Source organism: Paenibacillus sp. NPDC057886, from assembly GCF_042796655.1.
Classification (GTDB): Bacteria; Bacillota; Bacilli; order Paenibacillales; family Paenibacillaceae; genus Paenibacillus.
Genome location: NZ_JBHVMZ010000014.1, coordinates 92,574 through 118,826, shown reverse-complemented (window position 1 = coordinate 118,826; position 26,253 = coordinate 92,574). Strand labels below are relative to the sequence as shown.

Sequence of the window (26,253 nt, the reverse complement as noted above, 5' to 3'; positions counted from 1 at the left end):
AACAGGAATATGCAAAGGCCCATGAACAGAATTATGGAGTAATGAAACGGATCATCAAGGAAGTGTAACTTCCAGAAAGTGAATGATCAAGGAAACGTACCTTCCTGAGAGCATATTATCGGTCAGACTCATGATTAGAGGCATGTATTGGCGACAAGAGCGAACATAGCGGGAACGGCGTAAACAGCGTGAGTTTGCAGAAACTTGAATACAAATATAATCAGAAACCAAAGGAGATGGAATGAAAATGTTGGGTATGAAAACACGTAAAAGAAGCGCAATGCTGTTATTATCAGCGGTAATGAGTATCAGTTTGTTCGGATGCAGCACAGGTAATTCAACTACCGGGAATGCGGGTCAAGCTGCGGGGGAAGGCAGTACGGCTACTGCATCGGCGGAAACGACAAAACCAGCCGGTGGTAAGCTGGTATTGTACAGTGCAGGACCTCAGAAGCTGGCGGATAACATCATCAGCGGATTTACAGCCAAGACGGGCATTGAAGTGGGGATGTTCCAGGGAACGACAGGCAAAATTCTGGCTCGCATGGAAGCGGAAAAATCCAATCCGGTAGCGGACGTGGTTATTCTAGCCTCCCTGCCTTCGGCACAAGCGCTGAAGGCGGATGGTCTGACACTCCCATATCCTGATGCGGAGAATGCAGACAAGCTGAACAAGGACTGGTCGGATGCCGACGGCAACTATTTTAGCTCCAGTGCTTCGGCACTCGGAATTGTCTACAATACGAAGCTGGTGTCCACGCCACCAACCAGTTGGGCTGAGCTGGCAACACCTGCCTGGAAGGACGCAGTCAATATTCCTGATCCTACACTGTCGGGTTCCGCGCTGGACTTCATTACGGGTTACCTGAGTGTGAATGGAGATAAGGGCTGGGACTTGCTGGACAGTTACAAAGCGAATGGTGTAGCGATGGCAGGAGCGAATCAGGAAGCACTTGACCCGGTCATTACCGGAGCGAAAAGCATCGTAGCAGCTGGTGTGGACTACATGGCGTATTCCTCCAAAGCCAAAGGTGAACCGCTGGACATCGTATATCCAGAGGAAGGTACTGTAATTAGTCCAAGACCGGCAGCGATTCTGAAATCGAGTCAGAATGTGGAGAATGCCAAGGCGTTTATCGATTACCTGTTGTCCGATGAGGCACAAAAGCTCGTTGCAGATGCTTATCTGATTCCGGGACGTGAAGACATCGAGGCGACTAACCGGGCGAATCTGAAAGATATCCCGCAGCTTAAAGTGGATTGGAACTGGATGAGTGAACACGGAGATGAGACAGCGGCACGTTTCTCCGAGACTTTTAAATAATATTAATAGTGTTATGGCGAGCAAATCGAGCAACTAGAGTGAAGAGACGATTGTCTTGTGGAAGTCATGTGAGGTGAAATCGTAGTGAAACCTGTTGTAGTAGACAACAACCGTATTTTTCGGAGAGTGGGCGTGATTCTGGCCCTCTTTCTGCTGACGATAAGCATTGGTGTACCGCTCTTGCTGATTTTCTGGCAAAGTGTGTATCCGGATGGGCAATGGGATTGGATGGCTCCGATTCGGACCATTACCGGACAGCATTTATCCGGGGTGCTGCTGAATTCCGTCTGGCTGGGGATCTGCGTGGTAGCTGTGACCACACTACTGGCATTGCCACTGGCCTGGATGATGGCGAAGACCCGTATGGGTCAGCATCGCTGGGTGGACGTAATCCTGATGATTCCGTTCATGACCCCGCCGTATATCGGCTCCATGGGCTGGATTCTGTTTATGCAAAAAGGGGGATACCTGCAGCAATGGGTGCCCTCCGCTGCGAGCTGGAGTGAGTTGTTCTTCAGCTTCTGGGGCATGGTGCTCATTATGAGCCTTCATCTGTTCCCCTTCCTGTATCTGTTGCTTCGGGATGCAATCATTCGCATTGGAGGCAATCTGGAAGAAGCGGGAGCGGTGCACGGGGGACGTGCGGGATACCGCTTCAGACGCATTATTTTACCACTGCTGCTATCTTCCTATGGCATGGGGATCATGCTCGTCTTTGTCAAAACGATTGCGGAATTCGGAACACCGGCCACCTTCGGGCGCAAGATTGGCTATTATGTCATGACCTCTGAGATCCACAAGTATATCTCCAGTTGGCCGATTGATTTTGGTAAAGCAACCTCGCTTGCATCGGTGCTGCTGTCGGTCTGTCTGGTGATGTGGTACATGCAGTCTGCCATGAGTCGAAAGTTCACATACCGTCTGGTGGGGGGCAAGGGGCAGCGTTCCAAACGATACTCCCTACGCGGCGGCGCGGGATGGTTGTACGGGTTGTATCTCGCGTTGCTGCTGATTCTGTCGGTGGGCATTCCGTATTTCTCCATTATTGCTGCATCGACCATGAAGCTGCGCGGCGCGGGATTGTCCTTCGACAATCTGACGCTGGATCATTACCGGGAGTTGCTGTCCTGGGGATCAGTCAGTATGAAAGCGATCGGGAACAGTCTGGGGCTGTCACTGGCAGCTTCGACGGTTGCGGTTATTATCGGTACAGGTTTTGCAATGACGATTGGTAAATCGTCTTCCTTTATGCAGCGTGTCATTGACCTGTTCAGTCTGCTACCGAATACGGTGCCTGGCATTGTCATGGTGGTGGGTCTCATCCTGTTCTGGAACTCACCATGGATGCCGTTCACCCTATACAACTCGTACGGAATGGTTGTTCTGACGTATGTGGTGCTCTTCTTGCCGTACACGGTGCAGTATGTCAAATCAAGCTTCACCCAGATCGACGGAACGTTGTTCCAGGCGGGTCAGGTCTTTGGCGGAAGGCCGTTGTATATTCTGCGGCGTATTCTTCTACCACTGATCATCCCCGGCATGCTGGCTGGGTGGATGATGACATTTACCATCGCCACGCGGGAGCTGGTAGGGTCACTGTTGATTTTGCCTCCATCGATGCAGACATCGGCTACGTATATTTTTGCTCAATTTGAACAAGGTCAGGTTTCATTGGGAATGGCGATGGCCGTGGTTACTGTTGGTATGACGGTACTGATGTTGCTCGGCATCGAAGTTCTGAATTCGAAGAGAAAGTGGAATGCATCATGATCAAACTGAAGGTATGGGGCGGCGCCGGGGAACACGGGCGCTCTGCTTATCTCCTGAGCGGGAGCGGGGTTCAACTTTTGCTGGATTGTGGCGTGAAAAAAGAAGGAGCTGGCGAGTACCCGTTGATTGAACCGGAAATTGTTAAAGAGCTGGATGTAGTTTTGTTGTCTCATGCCCATGAGGATCATTCTGTCGCTATTCCATTGCTCTATAGGATGGGGTATCAGGGTGAAGTATGGACGACGCGGGAAACCAGGGAGCAATTGGACACCTACTTCAGAGCCTGGCGAAGAAATATGGAGAGGGCAGGACACGCCCTCCCATACGAAGAAGGCGATGAACAATTGATTCGCTACCGATTTTTGGAGGACGAAGCCGAGGCTGGAATCTGGTTTGAAATGGTTCCTGGCGTGTCGGTGGTGTGGGGGCGCAGTGGACACCTTGCGGGATCGGTATGGTTCGGGCTGGAAATGGAGGATAAGCGGATATTTTATTCCGGTGATTACACCTCCGAATCTATGCTTTTGCAGGAAGATTGTCCAGCGGATGTATTCTGGCAGGCAAGGGTACCACGTAACAGGAGTGGATTCGATGCTCCAGTTAGTCAACGTTGGAAACCGGATATACGAACCGTCGTGAATGGTGGACATGTCGTTGCAGGAGAGCCATCAGCGTCGCAGACTCTTCCCTTTGCTGCATCCGAAGGGGTGTTACGATCCCACGTATCAGCAGGGAGAACTGTGGAGCAAGGGGATGCCTATGCCGTATCCAAGGGAGTAGAAGTGAACCAAGCATCTGCTATCGGTCTGCTGGATTTGGTGATTATGGATGCCGCATACGGTACAGACCGCGATACACAGGCCAACAAACTGGAGCAGCTGGAACAGGCCATTCATGAGACGATTGCCCGGGGTGGAAAGGTGCTAATGCCTATGCCCTCGGTGGGTCGTGGTCAGGAAATCATGCTGTGGGCACAGCAGCAGTTCCCGGACATTCCAATTGTAGTGGAACAAGGGCTGGTGGACGGGCTGAAGCAGCTTTTACGTGCTCCATATTGGCTAAAGGAAGAGGAAGAACACATAACGGGTTCTGTGAAGGGAGCGATTGGGCATTTTCTGAGGGGACATGGATGGGAGATGCCTGTGACAAAGGAAGAGCGAGAGCGGCTACTGCATCAACATGCTGCCTCTTTGTGGTTCATTCCGGACGGGATGATGCAGTCCTCTCTTGCTCGCTGGTACTATAGCCAGTTTGCGGATGATGAACATAATCTGGTGCTGCTCACCGGGCATGTCTCTGCTGGCACCTATGCTTACAGGCTGTTGCAGAATCCTGCAAAACACGGAGCGTGCGATGTACAGAAAATTCGATATAAGGTGCATCAGGGATGGAAGGATGTCGAGAAAATGCTGCATCAGGTTCCTGCAAGGCATACGGTGCTTGTGCATGCGGACCGGGCAGAGACGGATAAACTGAGAGAAGGCTTGCTCAGCGAAAAATCGGTCTTGGGGAAAGGAGTTTTGCATTCGCTATCGCCTGGAGATGAGTTATATATATAGGTGGAATTTTATTTTTTAAGGATTGGATCTATGTAGGGCGTCCCTGGGGACGTCTTTTTGAATGTGGATTTTTTATGAAAAAAGCATGATGAGAAGTTATGCTTCTCATCATGCATGGGAGATGATTCAAGGAGAGAATCATCCGGTGTCTTTTAAAATTAGATTAGGGCTCGCGCTGAATAGGATGCTCCAGCTCTGAATGGCCCATCAAGCTATCCAGGGATTCACCGTCCACCAGTATATCGATACTTTTTACTTCATCATATTGAAACATGGTCTGGGTCAGTGCATCCAATGCAAGCAGCTCGCCACTGGTTCCCAATTTGGCCTCATCCGGAATATGAACATCCAAAGTGACTTTGCCCTCGCCGTACTGTAGGGAGAGCAATTCGACTTTATTCCAGAGGGATACGAGCTCCGAATCGGTATTGTTTTGTAAAGCTTCAAATGTTTTTTTATATTTCTCGGAATCGTCCTTGAATTCGATTTCCTGTTCTTTTTTCTCCAGCTCCAGTACCTGTGAATCTGTGAAATACACATCAATCGCTTGTGTGTTCATTGTGCCCAAATCCACCTTTGTTTCGGATTGGTTTGGTGACTGTCCCCCCTGAACAGCAGGTTCGGCCGATCCGGAATCACTGACTGGCTTCTGAGCACAACCAATGCCAACCATCATTAAAAAGGATAAGACGAGTGCACATCCCAATTTCGTTTTCAATGGATCACATCCTCCAGCATATTTACATTATGTTTTATCATTTAATTTATACCCAGATATTCCTTTATCCCATCTGCTATCGCTTGAGCGGCTTTCATCTGAACGACATCGGATGACATCAGTTCTTCATCCATAACATTACTCAGGAATCCCACTTCCAAAAGTACTGCAGGCATGGTCGTGTCTCTGATCACTTCCAAGTTTCCATTTTTCACACCACGGTCTTTGAGCCCCATGGCTTTAACCAAACGTTGGTGAATGATATTGGCTAATTCCTTGCTGCTACTGCGTTGATAGTAGAACGTCTCTGTACCTGTCGCCTGGGGTGAGGACTCCACATTATTGCCATGGATAGATACAAATACATCAGCGTTTAATTGATTGGCGAGCTGAACACGCTCCGGGCGAGTGGGATAAGTATCACCGTCACGAGTCATCACCAATTCGATATCCGGCTCATTGAGAAGCAGTGCTTGTACTTTGAGAGCCAATGCCAAATTATATTCTTTCTCGGGTTTGTTGGTGATGCTGGTTGAACCCGGATCTTTACCCCCATGGCCTGGGTCGATGACAACGACCTTGCGTCCTGAGTCGCCTACAGGAGTTACTGGAACGGGTGTGACGTTATCCCCCGAAACATTTAGATCGATAATTAGTTTATCGGCAATGATGTTCTGGCTGTACTGTACATCCTTCACATCATTCAATTCAACGACAATTCGAACTTGACCAGGGTCTTGTTTAAAAAGAGAATATCTAACTTCCGTTACATTGGGGTATGCGTCCACATCCAATTTCCCATTCATGTTTTGATTCAAAGGTTGCGATAGATCACCAAACACTGCTCCGGGCAGATCCACAACCAGACGATCGGGATTTTTCAGAGTCGTCATCACTGGTTTGGATTCACCATCCATAGACACGACGAGCTGATTGTTGGCAAATTGGATATCGGTAACATGTGTTAGTGATGTTGGGTTACCGTTTCCTGAACCGTTGGCCGGCTCAACATTGGGCTCTTTATTGGTGTCGGTGTTGATTAAGTATACAATCTTCTCCTTGTTGTTCCATTTCACGTTGAGTCCCATTTGTTCACTGACAAATCGAATGGGTACCACCATGGTGTTATTTAAAATGAGCGGGGCTGTGTTCAAGGTAACTTGCTTGTCAGCAACCATGGCTTGCTTTTGATCAACGGTTAAAGAAATCGTCTTGTCATTTTGCTGGATCTTTACATTACGTGCATTTTGATTCCAATCAACTTTAAATTTCAAATTTTCGGCAACAACACGAATCGGAATCATAACATTCTTATTCACGATGGTCACCTGAACGTCACTTGGAAGGATTAATTCCTCGCCGTCCAAGAAGATTTTCGACGTGCTTGCAGCCGCATTTCCCTGATTAGGGAGTACAACCAGAAAGAACAGACTTAAAAATAGGAGTATTATCGTTTTTTTCATTATGCACCTCTACTATTTAGATCGTTACTGTATGGGATACTTATCCAGCTTGAACCATTCGGCAAACTCATTACGGCTGATTTTCTTAACAGGCTTCACCTTGTTACTCTCTATGCTATACCTATAAAGTATCATTTGATCAGACGGGTACTCACTGATGTAATCTAGTATTTTCCCGTTTTTTTGCCACAAAATCAGATTGGTACTAATATAATTGGTTGCCCTTGGCAGGTATATAAAGCTCTCTTTCTGAACATTGTAGATGGCTATTGAGCTCTTGGAGGGATCTCCGTAAGAGAAGGCTATCTGATCTTCGTTGGGTGCCCAGTTATAGTCGGCAATGGTTTCTATGTTTTTCTTGCCTGCTTTTTTCAATCGGTCATTTAATTCCGTCACTTCACCCGTTTGAAGGTTAAGCAGCATCAGAGTTTTTCCTGCGCTACGTTTTGCGTGTATAGCAAGCCATGTATTGGAGTGGGAGGCAACAACACTTGTGATATCGAGCCAATTGTCCTCTAAACCACTTGTTTCAATCGTATGTTTCTGGCTCCCCTGGGTGACGACCATGGAATGAATTACGTTTTGTTCAAATGTGGGCTTACCGTCCAACTTCACTGTAGTAGCGGTTAAAGTAATATTTCCTCCTTTCCAGACGATTTTGTTGGTACTGTTGTTCTTTTTAAACGGTTTGATGCTTGAATAGATGGAAGGAGTTACAGAAATCGCGTCAACGGAATGTTGGGAAATTAGTTCTGGTGCGGCTGGTTTGGCACCAACAATGGATGACGTTGTAGTCGTCAATCCCCCCATTAATAGCACAGTTGAAAACCAAATAGCAGCGTTGTTCATCTCGGTATCTCCTTCCGCTGGTGACAGTTTATAACCCTCAACATGTCGATTCCAAAATATACCTTCGTTATATAAACGGTATAATTGTAAAAATGTTTCTTTTTTGATCGTTATTTATCTATTTATATTCATAGAAAGCATCTTTTGAGTATTCCAGTTCAGAGAAAGACTAGCTATGGTTGGAGGGGTGTAATTTAATTTCATAAAATATTTGACTTGTGAAATTTTATATCATATACTGGGTGAAATTATGGCAGGATGACGTGTTCATCGGGTCTGGCGGGAGGTTGTGAATGGATGGATACAGGCAGCTATCCGATGTGGGAGCATTATCGCTTGAAACGGGAGCATTACATCATTGGACTGATGTCAGGGACGTCCCTCGACGGGACGGATGCGGCATTGGTGCGTATTCTGACAGATGACAGCGGGGCATTGCAAAAGATCGATCTGGTTGACTTCGTCTGCGTACCGTACTCCAATGAATTGAGAGAAGTGCTGATTCGACTATGCTCACCGGAGACGGCACGCGTGGATGAGCTCACGGCTGCACATTTTGGCGTATCGGAGTGGTATGCTCACAGTGTCAGAGAGCTTATTCGATCCTCAGGAATCTCATCCGGGCAGGTGGATGCGATCAGCATGCACGGACAGACCGTATGGCACGCACCTGTAGCTTCGGCTTTTCCAGGACCAGCAGGAGAGAGTCTTCCAGTGGTGTCCACGTTGCAGATTGGTGAATGCGCCGTTGTACGTGAACGAACGGGCCTGCCAGTGATCGGCAATTTGCGGGCACGGGATATGGCGGCTGGCGGGGAGGGCGCGCCACTTACCCCTTATGCCGATGCGTTGATGTTCCGCAGTCCGGAGGAAGGACGACTGGTGCAAAATATCGGCGGTATTGGCAACGTTACGGTGCTACCATCAGTGTCTTCTAATGAAGGCATTTCGGCTTTTGATACGGGCCCTGGCAATATGGTGATGGACGCGATTGTACGCCAGGCGACAGGTGGGCGGCAGCATTATGATCCGAATGGAAGCATCGCCGCACAGGGGAAGTTCAATCAGGATCTGGTAGATCTGTGTTTGGACGATAACTATTTCAAAAGGCTCCCTCCCAAGAGCACCGGACGTGAGGTGTACGGTGCGGCATATGCAGCACGCCTGATGGAGATGGCCGCTGCGCGTTCCTTATCCCTGGAGGATACGCTGGCTACCGCCACCTGTCTGACCGCGGAGACGATCGTGGGGGCAATGAAGGATTTTATCTTGCCCAAGGTGCAAATATCGGCCATGCTCGCATGCGGTGGTGGCACTTCCAATGCCACGTTAATGGAGATGATCCGTCAGAGACTCCCGGAAGGCATCCGTCTGGAGCGAACAGCGGACTATGGTATACCGGATGATGCCCGCGAAGCGATTGGATTTGCCCTCCTTGGCCATGAGGCACTCATGGGCAGAACCAACACGCTCCCGGCAGTAACCGGCGCAAAACACGCCGTAATATCGGGTAACCTGACACTGTAGTGCAGCAAGGCTTTTGAATGAGTTGCATATGCAAGGGCGTTTAATCAATTAGACTCTATTGGAATTATAGGATAAAATGCTTGTACATGAAGGCAGTACGGAAAGGAGGAGCGGATGGAAGGCATGAAAGGTGGACTTGTACGTTTACGCGCATTAATGGATGACTTGACCCCGTCGGAACGGAAGATCGGAGCTTACATTCTCGATCATCCCCAAGAGACGGTTCAGTCCTCGGTGGCACAGCTGTCTGAACGGAGCGGCGGCAGTCCGGCTGCCATTATCCGTCTCTGCAAATCACTGGGTGTAACGGGTTTTCAGGAGCTGAAGCTGAAGATTGCCGGAGATTTGCAGACAGGTGAGCAATATCAATATACGGAGATTCGTCCCCAGGACTCCATGGAGAGCATTATTCAGCATGTGTCCGCAAACAATATTCAATCGGTGAAGGATACCGTTCATATTTTGGACCCGCGTCTGGTGGAACAGGCAGTAGATGTGCTTCATCGGGCGAACCGGATCTTTTTCTACGGGGTGGGGGCCTCCAACCTGATTGCGCTGGATGCACACTACAAGTTCATGCGAATCAATCGCACAAGCTTTTCGTTCGCCGATCCGCATATGCAGATTTCGTCCGCAACGACGCTTCGCGAAGATGATGCGGTTGTATGTATCTCGTATTCAGGCGAGACTTCGAACGTGATCTCCTGTCTGAAGCATGCTCGTGAAGGCGGCGCTGCAACGATTAGCATTACCAAGTGGGGAAGCAATACGCTCAGCAGTCTGGCGGATGTGCCCCTGATGATTACTTCCACCGAAAGCGATATCCGGAGCGGAGCAACTTCGTCACGCATTGCACAGCTGAACGTGATCGACATTTTGTATCTGGCGATTGCCAGCCGCGACTACAACCAGTCGGTGGAATATTTGGAGAAGAGCCGGCAGGCTATTCTGGAGCATAAGTGAAGTAGAACCATATGAATCCCTTTCTGTTTATACAGGAGGGGATTTTTTGACGGACTATATCCGCCTTTATATCAAAAAATAAAAAAAAGAGCCCACAGATCAATGTCGGGCTCTTTCAACGTCTAGGCATACCCCTGTACGGCTCAGGAAGGCCCCACAATGGCGGTGCGAACAAATCCGCCAGCCAAATCCAGTCTGCGCTGAGCTTCCACGGCGTCCAGGCCTGCCATCAGCATAACGATTGCTGTTTTTACATGACCGTCTGCACCGGCAAAAGCCTGTTCAATGTCCGCTTCGTTCGCTCCGGTTGCCAGATGGATCATGCGTTTGGCCCGATGGACAAGCTTTTCGTTGGAAGGGTTCAGATCGACCATGAAATTACGGTAAACCTTGCCCAGACGAATCATGGCGGTAGTGGTGAGCATGTTCAGAATCATTTTCTGGGCGCTGCCTGCTTTCATGCGTGTTGAACCCATGACAACCTCCGGGCCGACAACAGCCTCAATACTCACATCAGCCAAAAGGGTCATAGGTGTACCTGCGTTGTTACTCAGGCTGATTACAGTAGCTCCAATCTCCTTGGCGTGTCTCATCGCACCCAGCACATACGGCGTTCGCCCGCTGGCTGCAATGCCAACCACGACATCGTTTTCGTCCAATCCATGTTCATCAAGGTCGGCAGCTCCCAATTCCTCGCTATCTTCAGCACCTTCCACCGGGTCCTTCACTGCCCGAAATCCCCCTGCAATAATCCCCTGCACCATGGAGGGAGGGGTTCCGTAGGTAGGCGGGCATTCCGAAGCGTCAAGTATTCCCAATCGTCCACTTGTGCCTGCGCCTACATAGAACAGCCTGCCGCCAGACTGAAAGGCCTCCAAGATCCGGTCCGCCGCTTGGGCAATAACCGGGATCAGGGGCTGAATGAGCTCCGCAATCCGTTGATCTTCCTTATTAATTAGCTCCATAATTTCTTCCGAAGGCAATTCATCTATATGATCCGTTAGTGGATTGGGTTGTTCCGTTAGTAGTGAGTTCAGCATGTGATTCATCCGTATGGCCTCCTTCTCTCTTTTAAAATGATTCATTCAGGGAACGGCGTCTTCTTGCCAGTAGTGCTGCACCTACCGCTGGAGCAGGCGCATCTTCATGATATACAAAGTCCAGCTCTCCATAATATCCCGATAACTTCTGGATAAATGTATTTCGGAAAAGCGCAGCGTATCGAAACAGTGATCCGGACAGGACAACCTGAGTGGATGCAAATTCGGGATGACGGGCAATCAGTGCCTTGGCGGTATCCGCCAATTGTTCAGCTTCATCAATGATCAGTGCCCGGGCGGCCTCATCCCCGGATTCAGCTGCTTCTATAGCAAGTCGGGCGATGGATGCTGTTTCGGTTTTGCCCCAATCCGTCTGATACACCCGTGCCTTTAACTCCGATATATCCCGAAGGTTCAGTTGCTTTAAAAGAAGCGGGGTTAAACGGGTTGGAGGAAGAACACCGTCATAGCTCTGCATAACCACTTGGAGTGCACGCTGTCCAATACGATAGCCGCTCCCCTCATCTCCGAGCAGATGCCCCCAGCCTCCTGCACGGTATCGTACTCCTTCCAGCGTAAATCCGTACACGATGGACCCTGTTCCAGAGATGCACAAAACACCGTGAGTATGTCCGAGAGAGGCCATCAGGGCTATCTCTCCTTCGGATACAACCCAGACTGGACAGCCTTCTGATCCCTGGCGATTGTGGCTCTTCATATAGTTATTTACGGCGTCGGCTATAAGTTGCCGTTCTTGAACCGTATCTACACCTGACATGCCGAGGCATATACCTTCACAATTTGTCGATAAATCACTTTTTAGATTAAATAGCTGTTCCAGCACTCGTTGCAGTTCGGAAAGGGCCTGTTCAGGTGGTACGCTGTGAGGATTGGTGGGACCGCCGCTAAGCCGGGCGAGAATTTCGCCAGATTCAGAAATGATTGCTGCATCAGTATTGGTACCGCCTCCATCTACACCTACATATACTCGCAAAGTGGCTCACCTCGCTTGCTTGAGTTTTCTTTTTACATAGTATAGAGGCATAAAATGAAAAAGTAAAATTAAATTTTATAATAAAAAATAATGTTGAATTTTTATTTCATAGCTCATATAATGAACTCAATCTACAATTTTGGAAGGAATTAATACTGTTAATGTTAACTAAGTTGACGTTAATATTGCATTTAAGAGATTAATCCTGCGTACGTTCAGGTCTAATCCATAGGGGAGGTGCATTTTCCTTACTGCCACGCTCAATAGTCAGTTATGCCGTTTAAGGATGGATGATTTCAAAAGGGGTAGCATGGTCAGGCAATGCAATAATCGGGAGACGACACGCGAAGGAGATGAAGGGATGAAAAAGAAGGGTCTGGTATGGGCAATGTTGTTGATGATGGTCTGGGTTACTGCCTGCGGGAATAGCGGGGGCGCTGCTTCAGATGATCCGAATGCGGAAGATACGGTGACCGTATGGACTTATCCAGTACATGGGACATATGAAGATGAACTGAAGGATCTGATCGTTGATTTCAATAAAGAACACCCGAACATTACCGTGAAAACGGAAATGCTCTCCTGGGCGGAAGGGCCCAAAAAATTCGATGTCGCTCTGAACGCGGGCAATCCGCCGGATCTTTACTTTCATAGTGTAGACGGCACATATGTGAATACGGGATTGGCACTTGAGCTGGACAGCTACCTGACACCCGAGATCAAGGATGACTATCTGCCAGGTACGCTTGAGTTAGGCCAGATCCAAGGGAAACAGTACGGACTGCCGTTGTATCAATTCCAATGGGCATGGGGTGGCAACAAACGCATTCTGGAGGAAGCGGGCATTGACTGGAAATCCATTCAGCAAAATGGCTGGACCTGGTCTGAATTTAACGCTGCCGCAGCCAAGCTGACCAAAACACTGGATGGCGGGGCTAAACAATATGCACTGGTTACCGACGGAACCTCGCTTGATTTCATTGAAATGCTGTCCCGAAACAACGGTATGATTGACGTTCTCGACAAAGCTGGCACGTTCCAATGGAATGATGGCCGCATTCTGGATACTCTCTCTTTTATTAAAAACCTGATGGATCAAGGTTATATGCCGAAGGAAACGGCTGCTCTTGCTCCAGCCAAACGGACGGATATGTTCTACGCGGGTGAAACGGCGATCATCTCCAAAGCGATTCCTTATTATGATGTGATGATTCAGAACCGCAACAAGGATATTGATGACGGCAAGGTACAAGGGGAGAAAATTGATTTTGTCTTGTTGCCTGTACCGCACAATGACGATCAACCTGCGGCTACAACGATGGGCGGTGAAGGGTATGTAGCCTTCAAACAGAAAAAGGACAAAGGCGAACAGCATGCCAAAAATACGTTCCTGGTTATGGAGGCACTCAGTGGTGCCAAAGCAGGGAACTCGGCCAATGAACTGGCGCTCCCATTCGTAAGACAATCCCAAGTGGATCTGTTTAAAGGAAAAGAGCTTGGTCAACCGGATAATCTGGCTGCTGCGAAAGTAATGGCAGAGAATATCGCTATGCCGGTTGTACTGGAACTGGATATCGACAAAGCATCACAGCAAAAACAATTCAAGGAACAAGTTGTGAAGCCTAACATTCAGGCGCTGTTCTCGGGTGAGAAGACACCGGAGCAGATCGCAGAAGACTTCAAGAACAAAGGCCAGCAAATGTTCGGACAATAACTCTGACCATAAAACATAACGCAAAACCACACTGATTAGGAGAGGAGGATTCGCCATGCAGACCGCCCTTGCGCCAAAACCGTCTGTGCCCCGGACTTCCCGGGTTGCCCGGTTTTGGCGAGATTACGGGTGGGCGTATTTGTTTATTTTGGCGCCTGTCCTGCTGTTTCTTATTTTCACACTGTATCCCGTTCTGACGGCTCTCGTGATGAGCTTCCAGAAATACAACATTATGAATTCGACGTGGGTTGGATTGGATAACTACGAGCGACTGGTGAAGGATGAGACGTTCTGGAAATCGATTAAAAATACACTCATCTTTACTATAGGTACGGTACCGGTCAATATTCTCATTACATTTGTACTGTCCTACTTCATCTTCCAGATGAAAAGCAAGTGGCAGACGTTCTTCAAAGCAACATTGTACTTGCCTGCGGTAGCATCCGGGGTAACGATCTCCATCGTATGGCTGGCGATCTTTGACCCGACGGATTCGGGATTGCTGAACCGTTTCCTCGGCTTGTTCGGCCTTGATCCGGTGATCTGGCTGGGCCAGTCAGGAACGGCACTCTTTTCACTCATTCTGATGAACTGGCTCGGATCGCACGGAGCGGGCATTATTCTGTATCTGGCAGCCATGGGCGGTATTCCGAAATCGCTGTACGAAGCGGCGGATATTGATCATGCCAGCGGCTGGACCCAGTTCAGCAAGATTACATGGCCATTGCTCAAACCAACGACGCTGTATCTGCTTGTGACAGGTGTAATTACGTCCTTCCAGGTGTTCATCTCGGTATATCTGATGACACAGGGTGGACCGAACTTTGCGACAACGACGATCGCTTATCTGATTTACGAGACGGCATTCAAGTTCTATGAGTTCGGTTTGGCTTCTGCACAGTCATTCGTATTGGCGATTATCATCATTGTCATCTCCGTCATCCAGTTCAAATATTTCTCCAGCGATATTGAGTATTAGAGGTAGTTCAAAAAGCCCGCTTTTGATTACGAAGGATGCCTAGTGGCATCATCAGCATCGAATATGGAATTTAGCCGAAATAAGCGGATGCTTACGAAGTATGTTTCCTTCGGAAACATTGTAGTTGCTCACGTAGTTTTCCCTACGCTCCGCTACTCCATTTCTAGCTTCATCCCATCTTCTCGGTACTGAAAACCGGTCTTTTTAAACACGTACTATTAGAGCATGTTGCATTAAGCATCCGGGGGTGAAAGAAATCCATGAAATCAACACAGAAAAAGACACTGCTTGTCGTTGCATCCATTCTGCTGGTGGTCTGGGCACTGGTGACGGTCATTCCGATGTACTGGATGCTGGTCGGTTCGGTACAGGATAGTGCGATGTCGGCTTCCTTCAAACCGCAGATGATCCCGGAGCAGCTGTCATTGTCACCATATGAGCGCTTTTTTGCCAAAACTGATGCCTGGCGCTGGCTGTACAACTCGCTGCTCATCTCGGTCATTCTGACCGTGACGAATGTGTTCTTCGCCTCCCTGGCGGGATATGCGTTCGCCAAACTGAAATTCCCAGGAAGTCAGGCGGTATTCTGGACCTTGCTGGGCACGATGATGATTCCGGCACAGGTGACGCTGATTCCTTTGTACATTCTGATGGTCAACGTGTTTGATCTGGGGGATACGTACACAGCCATTATTCTGCCTGCTGCCGTCAGTGTGGGCAACATTTTCTTGATGAAACAATTCATGTCAACGCTGCCCACATCGCTGATTCATGCGGCACGTATTGATGCATGCAGCGAGTTCGGCATCTTCTGGAAAGTGATCCTGCCGATGGCGAAGCCAGGGATCGCGGTGCTGGCGATTTTCACGTTTGTAGCTTCGTGGAATGAATTCTTCTGGCCATTCCTGATCACCAATTCCAACGAGATGCGCACCGTTCAGGTGGGGCTGGCCTCGTTCGTATTTGCCGAATCAACGGACTTCGGCGCAATGATGGCAGGGGCAACGATTGGTGCGCTGCCGATGATCATTCTGTTTTTCTCACTGCAACGTTATTTCCTACAGGGTATTACGATCGGTGCGGTTAAAGGTTAACTCCTATATATGTTCAACTAAACATTTACACCATAACGGATCGGAGTGCCAGTGTAAATATTCGTTAGTTGAACTTATATAGTTCAGGAAAAGCGACAACGTAAAGGGGGATCTACCTATGGCACGCGTGGAGTTTCGCCAAGTGCGCAAAGAATTCAAAGACGATCATAAAGGAACGTTCACGGCTGTTGCCGGCTCGGACTTTGTTATAGAAGATAAGGAATTCGTGGTTTTTGTGGGTCCTTCGGGCTGTGGCAAGACGACGTCACTGCGGATGATTGCGGGTCTGGAAAAACAGACGAGCGGCGATATTGTCATCGGGGAACGGGTCGTGAACGACCTGCATCCGAAGGATCGTGATATCGCGATGGTATTTCAGGATTATGCACTTTATCCGCACATGACCATCCGTGAAAATCTGTCCTTTGGCCTGAAAAATCTTAAGAAGCCAAAGTCCTATATTGATGAACAGGTGCAGAATGCTGCTTCCATTCTGGGACTGGAGGCGATGCTGGAGCGCAAACCGCGCGAGCTGTCCGGTGGTCAGCGCCAGCGTGTGGCGGTAGGCCGTGCAATCGTCCGTGATCCGCAGGTGTTTCTGTTCGATGAGCCGCTCTCCAATCTGGATGCGAAGCTGCGGGTGCAGATGCGGGTGGAATTGGGCGAGCTGCATAAACGGCTCGGTGCCACCATTGTATACGTCACGCATGATCAGGTAGAGGCCATGACACTTGGGGAGCGCATCGTGGTCATGAATCATGGAGATATACAGCAGGTGGCTTCACCGAAAGAATTGTATGCGAGTCCGCGTAATATGTTTGTTGCCGGATTTATCGGTTCCCCGGCGATGAACTTCATCGATGCCCGGATTGAAGGCACGCAGGTTGTCGTGGAGGGAGCATCATTCACCTTGCCAGAGGATGTACTCGCTCGTCTTCAAAGCCATCAGGGCAAGCCGGTGATTATGGGTCTGCGTCCAGAGCATATTTTTGGTGATGATGTCGCTCCGAATATCCCGACAGATCATATGCTGAAGGCGCGGGTCCAGGTAGTGGAGCACCTGGGTTCCGAGAATCTGGTGTATTTCCATTCGGGTGCCCGTACCGTCACGGCCAAGGTTCACCCGGAAACACATGCTTATGTAGGAATGGACAAAAATTTTGTACTGGACCTGCGTAAGGCGCACTTTTTTGACCCGGAGACGGAACTGGCGATTGGACGGGAATAAGAAACGAGCTGGATGAGGAAGGAACTGCAAGAAAGGGAGTGTGGAGATGCGTAAGCTGAGTGAAGTGTTGGTCAAGTCGGGGGCGGAAATCTATCGGGATATTATTCCGGTGGCCCTGTACAGTGTTGTCAGCTCCATTGTGCTGGTACCCATTCTGATGTTTGCTCCGCTGCCGATTGCGGTGCTGCTTTTGGCTGTGATTTATATGCCAATCCTGTTCGGCGTCAGTTATGCCGTGCATCACAGGCTGGAACGCAAGGAACGCCGCAATGGGCTTAAGGATATCTGGAACGGAACGATGAAGGGATTCATTCCGGGAGGGGCAGTAGGTGTACTTTTCGCCGTGCTTGGTTTCATTCTCTGGTCAACCTGGTGGTATTACGGCGGACAGGGCGGAATTACAGGTACAGCGGTGAGCATGTTCCAAACGTTCTTCGTCCTCATGGCGCTGATGTCGCAGTTCTATACCTGGCAGCTTGTTCTGCAAAAGAACATGGGCATCATTCAGGCGATGGGGGAAAGTGTAAAGCTATTCTTCCGTCATCCGGGGTACACGATGGGAGCCTGTTTTCAGGCGCTGTGTCTGACGGCTCTGCTGACGCTGACGGTTGTTGGCTTCGGGGCGTTGTTCGCGGGCATGTTTGCAATTTATCAGCATAAGGTAGCCCTTAATGTGCTGGAACCTGAAGAGGAACCTGTCACATCTGGCGGCAATGACCACCAACATACAGGGTGGATCAGCCAGGGGAATGTGTGATGGGCGTAAGAACTGGAGTTGATCTTCTGTCGGGAGGACTCTCCCACCCATGGTTAACGGATGCGCGTATTGGCCTGATGACGAACCTCACGGGTATTACGGCTGATTTTGTCTCTACGGTGGATGTTTGTGTCGGGTTGGCAGATGCCCAGCTTACTGCGCTTTATGCTTGTGAGCACGGGCTGGATGGTGAGCTTCAGGCTGGTGTCCGATTTGGGGATACGGTGCACCCACGTCTGGGCATGCCTGTGTTTAGTCTTTATGGGGAACACAAGAAGCCTACGTCTGCGATGTTGGCTGTGGTGGATACGGTGCTGTTTGACATTCAGGATGTGGGCGTCCGTTATTACACGTATGCATCAACCTTGTTCCACATGATGGAGGCCTGTGCCGAAGCAGGCAAACGCCTGCTGGTGCTGGACCGTCCCAATCCGCTAGGCGGGTATAGTGTGGAAGGCGGCGTGCTGAGCGAGGGGTATGAATCACTCGTTGGCGCCTGGCGTATTCCTGTCCGAACCGGACTGACGGTCGGTGAGCTGGCTTTGTTGGTGAACAGTGAGATGGAGATGCCCTGCGAACTGGATGTGATCGCAATGGAAGGGTGGCGGCGCTCTATGGAGTTTACGGACTGCGAGCTTCCCTGGATGCTGCCCTCTCCCAATATGCCCACGCTGGACAGTGTGCGGGTGTATGCGGGTACTTGCCTGTTTGAAGGGACGAATATGTCGGAGGGCAGAGGTACGACCCGACCATTTGAATGGGTTGGAGCACCGTGGGTAGATGGTGAACAACTGGCGGAACGCTTTCGGGAACACAAACTGGAGGGTGTGCATGTGCATCCGGTGTACATGTCGCCAACCTTCTCCAAACATGCAGGTGAGTTGTGCGGAGGTGTGAGAATTTTCGTAACAGACAGCAGGGCATTCCGGGCGGTAGATACAGGTCTGGTGCTTTTGCATGAACTGGCATCGCTCTATCCGGAGCAATTTCGCTGGTTGGAGCCGCCACAGCCGGGTTCACGTTATTTTATTGATCTGTTGACCGGAGGCAGGAAAGTCAGAGATGTCATTCATGACCGTGAAGAATTAGTGTGCTTGATGGGAGATTGGAATACAGAGGCAGAGGAATGGAAGGAACGGCGGAAGCCGTTTTTGCTATACCCATAAAGAGTGAAATTCATCAATGGTATGTTGCGTAATGTACGGATGATGTTTGTCATGGGGAGGAGGCATGGAATGAGTGGAATAGAAGAGATATACCCGTTGAAACTAAAACAGATGACCCTGCGTGAGAAAATCGGACAAATGCTGCTATGCGGCTTTCATGGCACCGAGGCTTCCGGTGATGTGGATGCTTTTCTTCGAAAGTATCCCTTCGGCGGCGTAATCTATTTTGCGCGCAACGTTGAATCGCCGGAGCAGGTAGAGCGGCTATCGTCGGGGCTGCAACGGATTGCTGTCGATAGCGGTAATGTGCCGCTCTGGATATCCATTGATCAGGAGGGCGGCATGGTGGCCCGGATTACCGAAGGAATCGCCCTGATGCCGGGACAGATGGCTATTGCCGCAGCAGGTTCCATCGAGGATGCATATCAGGCAGCCTATATCAGTGGAGTGGAGCTGAGATCGATGGGAATTAACATGAACTTTGCTCCGGTTCTGGATGTAAATAACAACGCCGCCAATCCGGTAATCGGTGTGCGCTCATTTGGGGAATCACCGCAGTCCGTGGCAGCGTATGGGGCCAGAAGCATTGCGGGAGTACAAGATGCTGGCATTTCAGCGACAGCCAAACATTTTCCGGGACACGGGGATACGGATACCGATTCGCATCTGGATCTTCCGGTCATCACCCATGATCGGGAACGGGTAGAGCGTGTGGAACTGATTCCGTTCCGTGCTGCCATAGCGGCGGGTGTCGACGCGATGATGTCGGCACATATTTATTTTCCCGCTCTGGAACCGGAGCGTCTGCCTGTGACACTATCGCGAGCCGTGTTAAGCGGATTGCTACGTCAGGAACTGGGTTATGACGGCATGATTGTAACGGATTGTATGGAGATGGATGCGATTGCTGCCAACTATGGCACTGTCGATGCAGCTGTGATGGCGGTAGAGGCCGGCGCAGATCTGGTGTTGATCAGCCACACCGCTCATCTTCAGGCAGAGGCATTTGAAGCTCTGCTGGCAGCAGTGCAGAACGGGCGAATCAGCGAAGCCCGCATTGACGAATCTGTAACTCGGTTGCTGAAGTACAAGGCCAAACGAGGCCTGCTGGAGAATGGAATGAGCGGCGCAAGTGATGATGAAATGTCTGGTGTAGTATCGAATTCATCATCGCCGAAGGCATCATACGATCCTGCTCATTTCAGCGGGCCTGAGCGCAACAGTTTGCTTCATCAGAAGGTTGCTCGCCGTATTAGCGAGAACAGTATCACACTGGTGCGTGACCAGCTGAATATGCTGCCTTTGAAGCCGGAACGCACGCTGGTCATAACGGTTGCCACGTCCGTGACGACAATTGCCGACGAACAGCTGACTCAGATGTTCACCTTGGGATCAGCCTTATCCATTTATGGTCTGGATGTTGTCGATCTGATGGTCACGCCAGAGGAAGTTGCCATTCGTTCCGCCCGTCTGCTTCAGGCAGCGGAAGCAGATGACATTCGGCAGATTGTGGTGGGAACCTACAATGCGGGAAGCCCCTCGGGCGATCCACAGTGCAGGCTGATTGGCTGGTTGCAGCAATTGGGCAAACCACTGGCTGTTGTGGCACTGCGAAGTCCCTATGATCTGCTGGTGCTTCCTGAAATGCAGGTCTATGTAGCAGCTTACGAGAGCCGGCCACTTGCCATGGATAGCGTCGCTCAGGCGCTGATGGGGCGCATTCCTTTTGCGGGGAAACTTCCTGTATCCATAGATAGACAGTGAACAATGTGAAAGTATAATCCGCGACATAAAGATACGAATAACAAAAGGGGCTGTCCATACGTCATGAGCACGACGAGGGGCGCCCCTTGTTGGTGTTGTTATAACTTTAATTCAGTTTGACGAGCGGAGGAAGTGAGTGGTAATATTGAAAAGCACAAAAAACCAAAAAACAAAAACTCTTGAGGTGCATTCATGCCACTTACGAAACGACGGTTGCAATTGTTGAGGAAACTGGTTGAACTGTATCAGCGCAGCAACTTGCCTATTCATTATGAGACATTGGCCCGTTCATTGGGAGTCAGCAAATGGACTGCGTATGACATGCTGAAAGAAATCGAAAAACTCGGATTTGTGACTCGTAGCTATGAAGTGAACTCCAAGGAAACGGGACGTTCACAGGTTGTGTTTTCTCCCACAGTCAAGGCGGCCGATCTATTTAAGCAAAATCTAAGCGATTCTTTTAATCTGGCCGATTGGGAGCAGACAGTGGCTCATATCCGCAATCTGCTGAAAAGCGCAAAGAATGGCAATGTTAACGACCTGATCCGAAATATGATGAACGAAATCCCTTCCAAGTCATCTAGTATTGAGTTTTGCGGCTATATTCTTGGGCTACTGCTTGTCTATGTAAAGAAGCTTGGTGGCAAAACTGAAATGTTGATCCGTTTGGTGGTCAGCAAAACACCGAACAGCGAGAATGAAATGCTAATGTTTGTTGGGACGGTTCTTGGCACCATTATTCAGGCCATCAATGATGAACTTGGGGACGAATTCGCAGAACTGGTATCTGAATTCCTACGCATCATGGACCAGCTGTCAACTCAGGACCGGCGACTGTTGTCAGATATGCTGCACGAAGCTTTAGCTTGACAAAGCTTCTGCTTTTGAAGTTTTTGGGTCTTTTGTGTTTTTCGGGAGGAGGTTGACTATGAACCACTATGAGGAATTTTATCACCAGCCTATTATCCGTTTTAACGTCAACATGAGTTTTATAGGAATAACTCTTTCTTTTATCTACTTCGATTGGAGCAGAACCTTTGCAGGAATTATCATCGGGGGTTTCTTATTCGCCATTTTTGAATATTTCACTCACCGTTATATGCATCATCATGACGTAATAACGGAGTTGAAAAAGGTACATCTTAGGCATCATCGTGATCCGGAGGATATCCAGCACATGTTTTTTTAAAACAAAGTTGTATGGATGTACTGCCTCATTCTTACGATCCTGCTATGGTGGGCGGTTCAAGATTTATCCATATGCACAGCAATGCTTACTGGAGCCCTTTTGTACAGCTTATATGCGCAATGGCGGCATTTTGTGGCACATCGTCCAATTACACCGGGTACAGCTTGGGGAAGAAGGATGAAAAGCAGGCATTTGTGGCATCACGAAGAAAATGAAAAACTTTATTTTGGTGTATCACAGCCTTATATCGATTACTTATTGGGAACCGGCGGAAAGGGAACCAGGTCTCCGCATAACAATAAGAATGTAAATCACTTTGAAATAAAGAAAACCCGATAGAAGTGGAGTGCAATATGGGGAAAACAGGACTTGTTTTGGGCGGTGGAGCTGTCAGGGGGCTGGCGCATCTAGGGGTATTGAAGGCTTTTGAGAGACATGGGATCCAGATAGATCGTATCGTGGGCACAAGCATGGGTGGGGCAATTGGGGGCTTGTATGCTGCCGGTATCCCTGCTTGGGATATTGAACAGTTACTGCTTAAAACACCAAAGTATCGTTTGCTAGATTTAGGAATACGGAACCGCGGCTTGTTTGCCGGCAATACGGTTCATAATACGATCAACGAGTTACTGCAAAGACATGGTAAACAGGACTTGCGAATTGAACAGTTTCCAATCGAATTCAGAGCAATCGCGGTTGATCTGATAAAAGGTAAGCAGGTGGTGCTGGATGAAGGTGAGTTAGGCACTGTCCTCCGAGCCACCACTGCATTTCCAGGTGTTTTTGCACCACTGATGGATGGAGATCAAATGCTTGTGGATGGCGGGGTATTGAACAATTTGCCGGTGGAGGAGGTGATAGGCGAGGATACCGGCTTTGTTATTGCCGTGGATGTCGCGAGAGAGCATGAGAATAAGCCACCACGCAATATGTTCGAAGTGGTTTATCGCTCGTACAGCCTAATGACAGCGGAGCGTAAACATGCAAGCCTGAGACTGGCAGATTTTGTGATCCGTCCCGACGTGGGCTCTTATGCAGCCTTTGACTTTACCAAGACACAGGAATGCATCAATGCGGGAGAAGAGGCTGCTGAACGAAGTATGGAAGAGCTCAAGCATCAAATTCGTATAGCGAAAAGTAAATCATTATCTTAAAGGAGCTGGAAATGAATGAAAACAACGTTAGAAAAAGCGATGCTGCTGGGGATTGGTTTGGCGGCTACAGGTAAAGAACAAATCACATTAACCGTGGGTGAGTTAGTTAAAAAAGGAGAGGTGGGACGTCTGGAGATCCGCTCATTAGCAGATAAGCTGATCCAACGTAAGGAAGAAGAGGAGCGCCAGATGGAAGCAAGGGTTACTGGAAGGGTTCAAACGATATGGTCTGAACAAAGCCAAGTGATCTTGGAGGAGCTTGAGCAGTTAAAGCTTCGTGTGCTTGCACTTGAGCACAATAAAGATCTACACAACTAACGGGGGTGCCAGTGTTACTCCATCAGTGGGGTGCAAACGATACTCTGGAGGCTTCTAATACGGTGTATCCCTAGTTTTTGGGTCTTTTGTGTATAGACAATAGAATTGGAGTGAGAGAATTGTTTCTAAAAAATCTTTTTAACAACGTAGGAATGTTGATAACCAAACGAGCTATTGCCCTTGTTATCATTATGGCATTGATTACTGGAGGAATGGGGTATGGGTTAACTCGTATTGAGGTGAAAACGAGTGTGGATATGCTATTGTCCAAGGATTCTCCGGTTTCCATTCACAACGAACGCTTTCAGAATCAATTCGGGGGAGAGAGTCTCGTATTGCTACTGCGTGGAAGTGACAATCTACTTTTGAATAATGAAACACTGGTGAAGCTAAACAGCCTTCAACAGGAACTTTCCGCGAGTGACAGGGTCTTTTCAGTGACCAGTCCAGTATCGATTGCAGATGCTTTTGCACAGCAGGCTGAGCAGCAATCGAGTCAAATGCAAGAACAAATGACTAATCAAATTCAGCAAGCAATGACTGAGGCAGCGGCTGCTGTAAAGATAAAAGGGGGAGATGAGAAACAACAAGCACATGCAGCTGATGCCGCGAAACAACAAGTAGAACAGGCAATCGCTGCTCAATATGGAGAACAGATTCGTCAAATGAACGAGATTGGCGAATTGACCTCAACCAATGAGGCGTTTGTGCGCTATGCCCTATTTGACGAGTCAGGTGCACCGCAGAAAGCCGTCGCTCAGTTACTTCCGGAAAATGGTAAAAGTATTTTGTTCAATATACAGCTTAAAAGCGGATTGACCTTACAAGAAATGTCGGAAGCGACCGATCAGTTGGAACAGATCATTAAGGCACATTCGATTGAACAAACCCATTCTTTGTTTTCCGGAATACCCGCCATATCCAAAACCATAGATGACTTCATCTCAAAAGATATTGTCACTATGTTACTGACGGTCATTATATTAATGATAATAGTGCTGCTACTTATATTTCCAGTCCGTTGGCGTTTACTATCGTTACCTGTTGTTATGATAGGTATGGTATGGGTTTTTGGACTAATGGGCTACATGGGCATGCCACTGAGCATAGCAACTATGGCGTTATTACCTATACTGATCGGGCTTGGTACAGACTTTGCACTGCAGTTCCATAACCGTTACGAAGAGGAATTGGTGAAGAAAGAGGATTCATCCAAAGCAATGGCTGCTGCTGTAAGACATATGGCTCCTGCTGTTGGTATAGCGGTCATCATTATGGCTGCCGGCTTCCTAACCTTGCTGTTCTCGGAGATGCCGATGATTAAAGATTTTGGTCTAATGTTAGCAGTAGGCGTTTGTATCATGTACGCGGTGGGTCTTTTTCTCCTCCTTCCCCTCCTTATACTTAGAGATCGAAAGGGCATTAAGTTGCGTAAAGGAAAGGCTGGCAATGTGGTTGAACGCGCTCTCGGAGGATTGGCGAAGTACGTGATTGAGCATCCCAAAGCAATGCTGATCATTCCCCTTATTGTGGCCATCGCAGGCTTTAGTGTGGATCACAAACTGAATGTAGAGAGTAATATTGAGAAGCTCATGCCGCAAAAGGCTCCTGCTTTGGTTGAATTAAATGAGATTCGTGAGGTGATGGGCAACACATTGACCTTGGATTGGATGATCGAAGCACAGGATGTAACACGACCAGAAATCATACAGTGGATGGATTCGTTTCAAAAGCATGCCGTTACGGATAATCCGCAAATAACGGAGAGCTCAAGTATAATTAATGCGATGTCTGCGATTCAGCCTGATGTTGTCACAGCTGATTCAACCACTATTGGGAAGATTTTAGATCAACTTCCATCAGAGATCACTGCTCCGTATTTGTCGGAAGATCGGGGAATGGCTCATATTATTTTTACTATTGATAATGTTAGCACCCAGGATCAAGAGATGCTGCTGAGTCGCTTGGAGCAATATAGCAATCTTCCTGATGGAGTTAGTGCCAACCCAGTTGGTATTCAAGTGTTACAGGTAAAAAGCCTAAATGGCCTGACTGATAGCCGGCACACATCGTTATTTTCCGGATTAATTGCTATTTTGTTGGGACTATTTATAGTTTACCGCAGTTTTAAACGAGCTTTCTTTCCGATCCTGCCTATCATCTTGGTTAATGGTTGGTCGACAGCGTTACTCTTTATACTAGGGATCGACATCAACCCATTAACGGCTGTTCTTGGTGCACTTGTGTTAGGCATTGGAACCGAATTTACAATATTGTTTATGGAGCGTTATTTGGAAGAGAAGGCAAACGGTTTGGATAAAAAGGCAGCTATTGTTACGGCGATGACAAAAGTAGGGCGTGCTATTACAGCTTCGGGTCTCACTGTGGTAGGTGGTTTCAGCGCTCTGATGTTTACTAACTTTGAAGTGGTCAAGCTATTTGGGGTGACTACTGTCCTGGATACTTTACTGTGCTTGCTTAGTACCTTAATTGTACTTCCGGCGATCATTGTTCTTTTGGATAAAGACAAAGGCGTTACTGACATGTCGGGGAGCGATATTTAACGAATTACAGAGACGTTATTCCGTCAATTGGGTCGATTTGTAGGTACTGACACCATGTTATGACGGAATAACGTTACTGAGGTTCGTTAGCGCTTGGAGCGAGAGGGGAACCCAATTTG

23 protein-coding genes are annotated in these 26,253 nt (G+C 48.6%); 18 read left to right on the top strand and 5 right to left on the bottom strand.

The window, feature by feature from the left end; genetic code table 11:
• Positions 1-247: 247 nt before the first annotated feature.
• The 3 genes from ACFVQB_RS32105 (at position 248) to ACFVQB_RS32095 (ending at position 4,653) form a co-directional block, all read left to right on the top strand.
• Entirely contained in the window at positions 248-1,324 is a 1,077-nt protein-coding gene (locus ACFVQB_RS32105; protein WP_379449004.1) for an ABC transporter substrate-binding protein, read from the top strand.
• Positions 1,325-1,408: 84 nt separating this feature from the next.
• A complete protein-coding gene (locus ACFVQB_RS32100; protein ID WP_379449002.1) occupies positions 1,409-3,094 on the top strand; it encodes an ABC transporter permease in 1,686 nt (561 codons plus the stop codon).
• Positions 3,091-4,653, top strand: coding sequence for an MBL fold metallo-hydrolase (locus tag ACFVQB_RS32095; protein ID WP_379449000.1), 1,563 nt, complete (start codon positions 3,091-3,093; stop codon positions 4,651-4,653). Before ACFVQB_RS32100 ends, ACFVQB_RS32095 begins: the two co-directional genes overlap by 4 nt.
• A gap of 163 nt (positions 4,654-4,816) precedes the next feature.
• On the opposite strand, the gene ACFVQB_RS32090 is transcribed toward ACFVQB_RS32095, so the two are convergent.
• The 3 genes from ACFVQB_RS32090 to ACFVQB_RS32080 are packed head-to-tail and all read right to left on the bottom strand — an operon-like array spanning position 4,817 to position 7,683.
• Positions 4,817-5,371, bottom strand: coding sequence for a GerMN domain-containing protein (locus ACFVQB_RS32090; RefSeq protein ID WP_379448997.1), 555 nt, complete (start codon positions 5,369-5,371; stop codon positions 4,817-4,819).
• A gap of 41 nt (positions 5,372-5,412) precedes the next feature.
• Positions 5,413-6,834, bottom strand: coding sequence for an N-acetylmuramoyl-L-alanine amidase family protein (locus ACFVQB_RS32085; protein ID WP_379448996.1), 1,422 nt, complete (start codon positions 6,832-6,834; stop codon positions 5,413-5,415).
• A 24-nt stretch (positions 6,835-6,858) separates the two neighbouring features.
• Positions 6,859-7,683, bottom strand: coding sequence for a hypothetical protein (locus ACFVQB_RS32080; protein WP_379448994.1), 825 nt, complete (start codon positions 7,681-7,683; stop codon positions 6,859-6,861).
• Positions 7,684-7,980: 297 nt separating this feature from the next.
• Here ACFVQB_RS32080 and ACFVQB_RS32075 point away from each other — a divergent pair, with 297 nt between their 5' ends.
• On the top strand, positions 7,981-9,210 hold the full coding sequence (locus ACFVQB_RS32075; RefSeq protein WP_379448992.1) for an anhydro-N-acetylmuramic acid kinase: 1,230 nt from the start codon (positions 7,981-7,983) through the stop codon (positions 9,208-9,210).
• A 123-nt stretch (positions 9,211-9,333) separates the two neighbouring features.
• Positions 9,334-10,173, top strand: a complete 840-nt coding sequence (locus tag ACFVQB_RS32070; protein WP_064642976.1) for a MurR/RpiR family transcriptional regulator — start codon at positions 9,334-9,336, stop codon at positions 10,171-10,173.
• A gap of 143 nt (positions 10,174-10,316) precedes the next feature.
• Here the strand turns inward: ACFVQB_RS32070 and murQ are convergent, their stop codons facing one another.
• Together murQ and ACFVQB_RS32060 are read right to left on the bottom strand one after the other, a co-directional pair.
• Positions 10,317-11,222 (bottom strand): N-acetylmuramic acid 6-phosphate etherase, encoded by a 906-nt coding sequence (gene murQ / locus ACFVQB_RS32065; protein WP_379448990.1) that lies wholly within the window; start codon positions 11,220-11,222, stop codon positions 10,317-10,319.
• A 22-nt stretch (positions 11,223-11,244) separates the two neighbouring features.
• On the bottom strand, positions 11,245-12,207 hold the full coding sequence (locus ACFVQB_RS32060) for an N-acetylglucosamine kinase (protein WP_379448988.1): 963 nt from the start codon (positions 12,205-12,207) through the stop codon (positions 11,245-11,247).
• A gap of 361 nt (positions 12,208-12,568) precedes the next feature.
• On the opposite strand from ACFVQB_RS32060, the gene ACFVQB_RS32055 reads away from it, so the two are divergent.
• The 13 genes from ACFVQB_RS32055 to ACFVQB_RS31995 all read left to right on the top strand — a co-directional run bounded on the left by ACFVQB_RS32055 (position 12,569) and on the right by ACFVQB_RS31995 (position 26,134).
• Positions 12,569-13,921, top strand: a complete 1,353-nt coding sequence (locus ACFVQB_RS32055) for an ABC transporter substrate-binding protein (protein ID WP_079695900.1) — start codon at positions 12,569-12,571, stop codon at positions 13,919-13,921.
• A 55-nt stretch (positions 13,922-13,976) separates the two neighbouring features.
• Positions 13,977-14,900, top strand: a complete 924-nt coding sequence (locus ACFVQB_RS32050) for a carbohydrate ABC transporter permease (protein ID WP_376040306.1) — start codon at positions 13,977-13,979, stop codon at positions 14,898-14,900.
• Between the two features lie 260 nt (positions 14,901-15,160).
• Positions 15,161-15,994 (top strand): carbohydrate ABC transporter permease, encoded by an 834-nt coding sequence (locus tag ACFVQB_RS32045; RefSeq protein ID WP_062322342.1) that lies wholly within the window; start codon positions 15,161-15,163, stop codon positions 15,992-15,994.
• 118 nt (positions 15,995-16,112) lie between these two features.
• Positions 16,113-17,222: an ABC transporter ATP-binding protein gene (locus ACFVQB_RS32040; protein ID WP_113055299.1), complete on the top strand. Its 1,110-nt coding sequence runs from the start codon at positions 16,113-16,115 to the stop codon at positions 17,220-17,222.
• Positions 17,223-17,268: 46 nt separating this feature from the next.
• The gene (locus ACFVQB_RS32035) at positions 17,269-17,979 is read left to right on the top strand and encodes a hypothetical protein (RefSeq protein WP_379448985.1); all 711 of its coding nucleotides are present in this window, start codon (positions 17,269-17,271) and stop codon (positions 17,977-17,979) included.
• Entirely contained in the window at positions 17,979-19,145 is a 1,167-nt protein-coding gene (locus ACFVQB_RS32030; protein WP_379448983.1) for an exo-beta-N-acetylmuramidase NamZ family protein, read from the top strand. Before ACFVQB_RS32035 ends, ACFVQB_RS32030 begins: the two co-directional genes overlap by 1 nt.
• A 69-nt stretch (positions 19,146-19,214) precedes the next feature.
• Entirely contained in the window at positions 19,215-20,909 is a 1,695-nt protein-coding gene (gene nagZ, locus ACFVQB_RS32025; protein WP_379448982.1) for a beta-N-acetylhexosaminidase, read from the top strand.
• 192 nt (positions 20,910-21,101) lie between these two features.
• Entirely contained in the window at positions 21,102-21,779 is a 678-nt protein-coding gene (locus tag ACFVQB_RS32020) for a LexA family transcriptional regulator (RefSeq protein ID WP_379448981.1), read from the top strand.
• A gap of 58 nt (positions 21,780-21,837) precedes the next feature.
• Entirely contained in the window at positions 21,838-22,098 is a 261-nt protein-coding gene (locus ACFVQB_RS32015; protein ID WP_379448979.1) for a hypothetical protein, read from the top strand.
• A gap of 15 nt (positions 22,099-22,113) precedes the next feature.
• A complete protein-coding gene (locus ACFVQB_RS32010) occupies positions 22,114-22,437 on the top strand; it encodes a sterol desaturase family protein (RefSeq protein ID WP_379448977.1) in 324 nt (107 codons plus the stop codon).
• A gap of 14 nt (positions 22,438-22,451) precedes the next feature.
• Positions 22,452-23,252: a patatin-like phospholipase family protein gene (locus ACFVQB_RS32005; RefSeq protein ID WP_379448974.1), complete on the top strand. Its 801-nt coding sequence runs from the start codon at positions 22,452-22,454 to the stop codon at positions 23,250-23,252.
• Between the two features lie 15 nt (positions 23,253-23,267).
• Positions 23,268-23,570 carry a phasin family protein gene (locus tag ACFVQB_RS32000; RefSeq protein ID WP_379448971.1) on the top strand — a complete coding sequence of 101 codons (303 nt, stop codon included), beginning with the start codon at positions 23,268-23,270 and terminating at the stop codon, positions 23,568-23,570.
• A gap of 119 nt (positions 23,571-23,689) precedes the next feature.
• Positions 23,690-26,134 (top strand): efflux RND transporter permease subunit, encoded by a 2,445-nt coding sequence (locus ACFVQB_RS31995; protein ID WP_379448969.1) that lies wholly within the window; start codon positions 23,690-23,692, stop codon positions 26,132-26,134.
• Positions 26,135-26,253 lie beyond the last annotated feature (119 nt).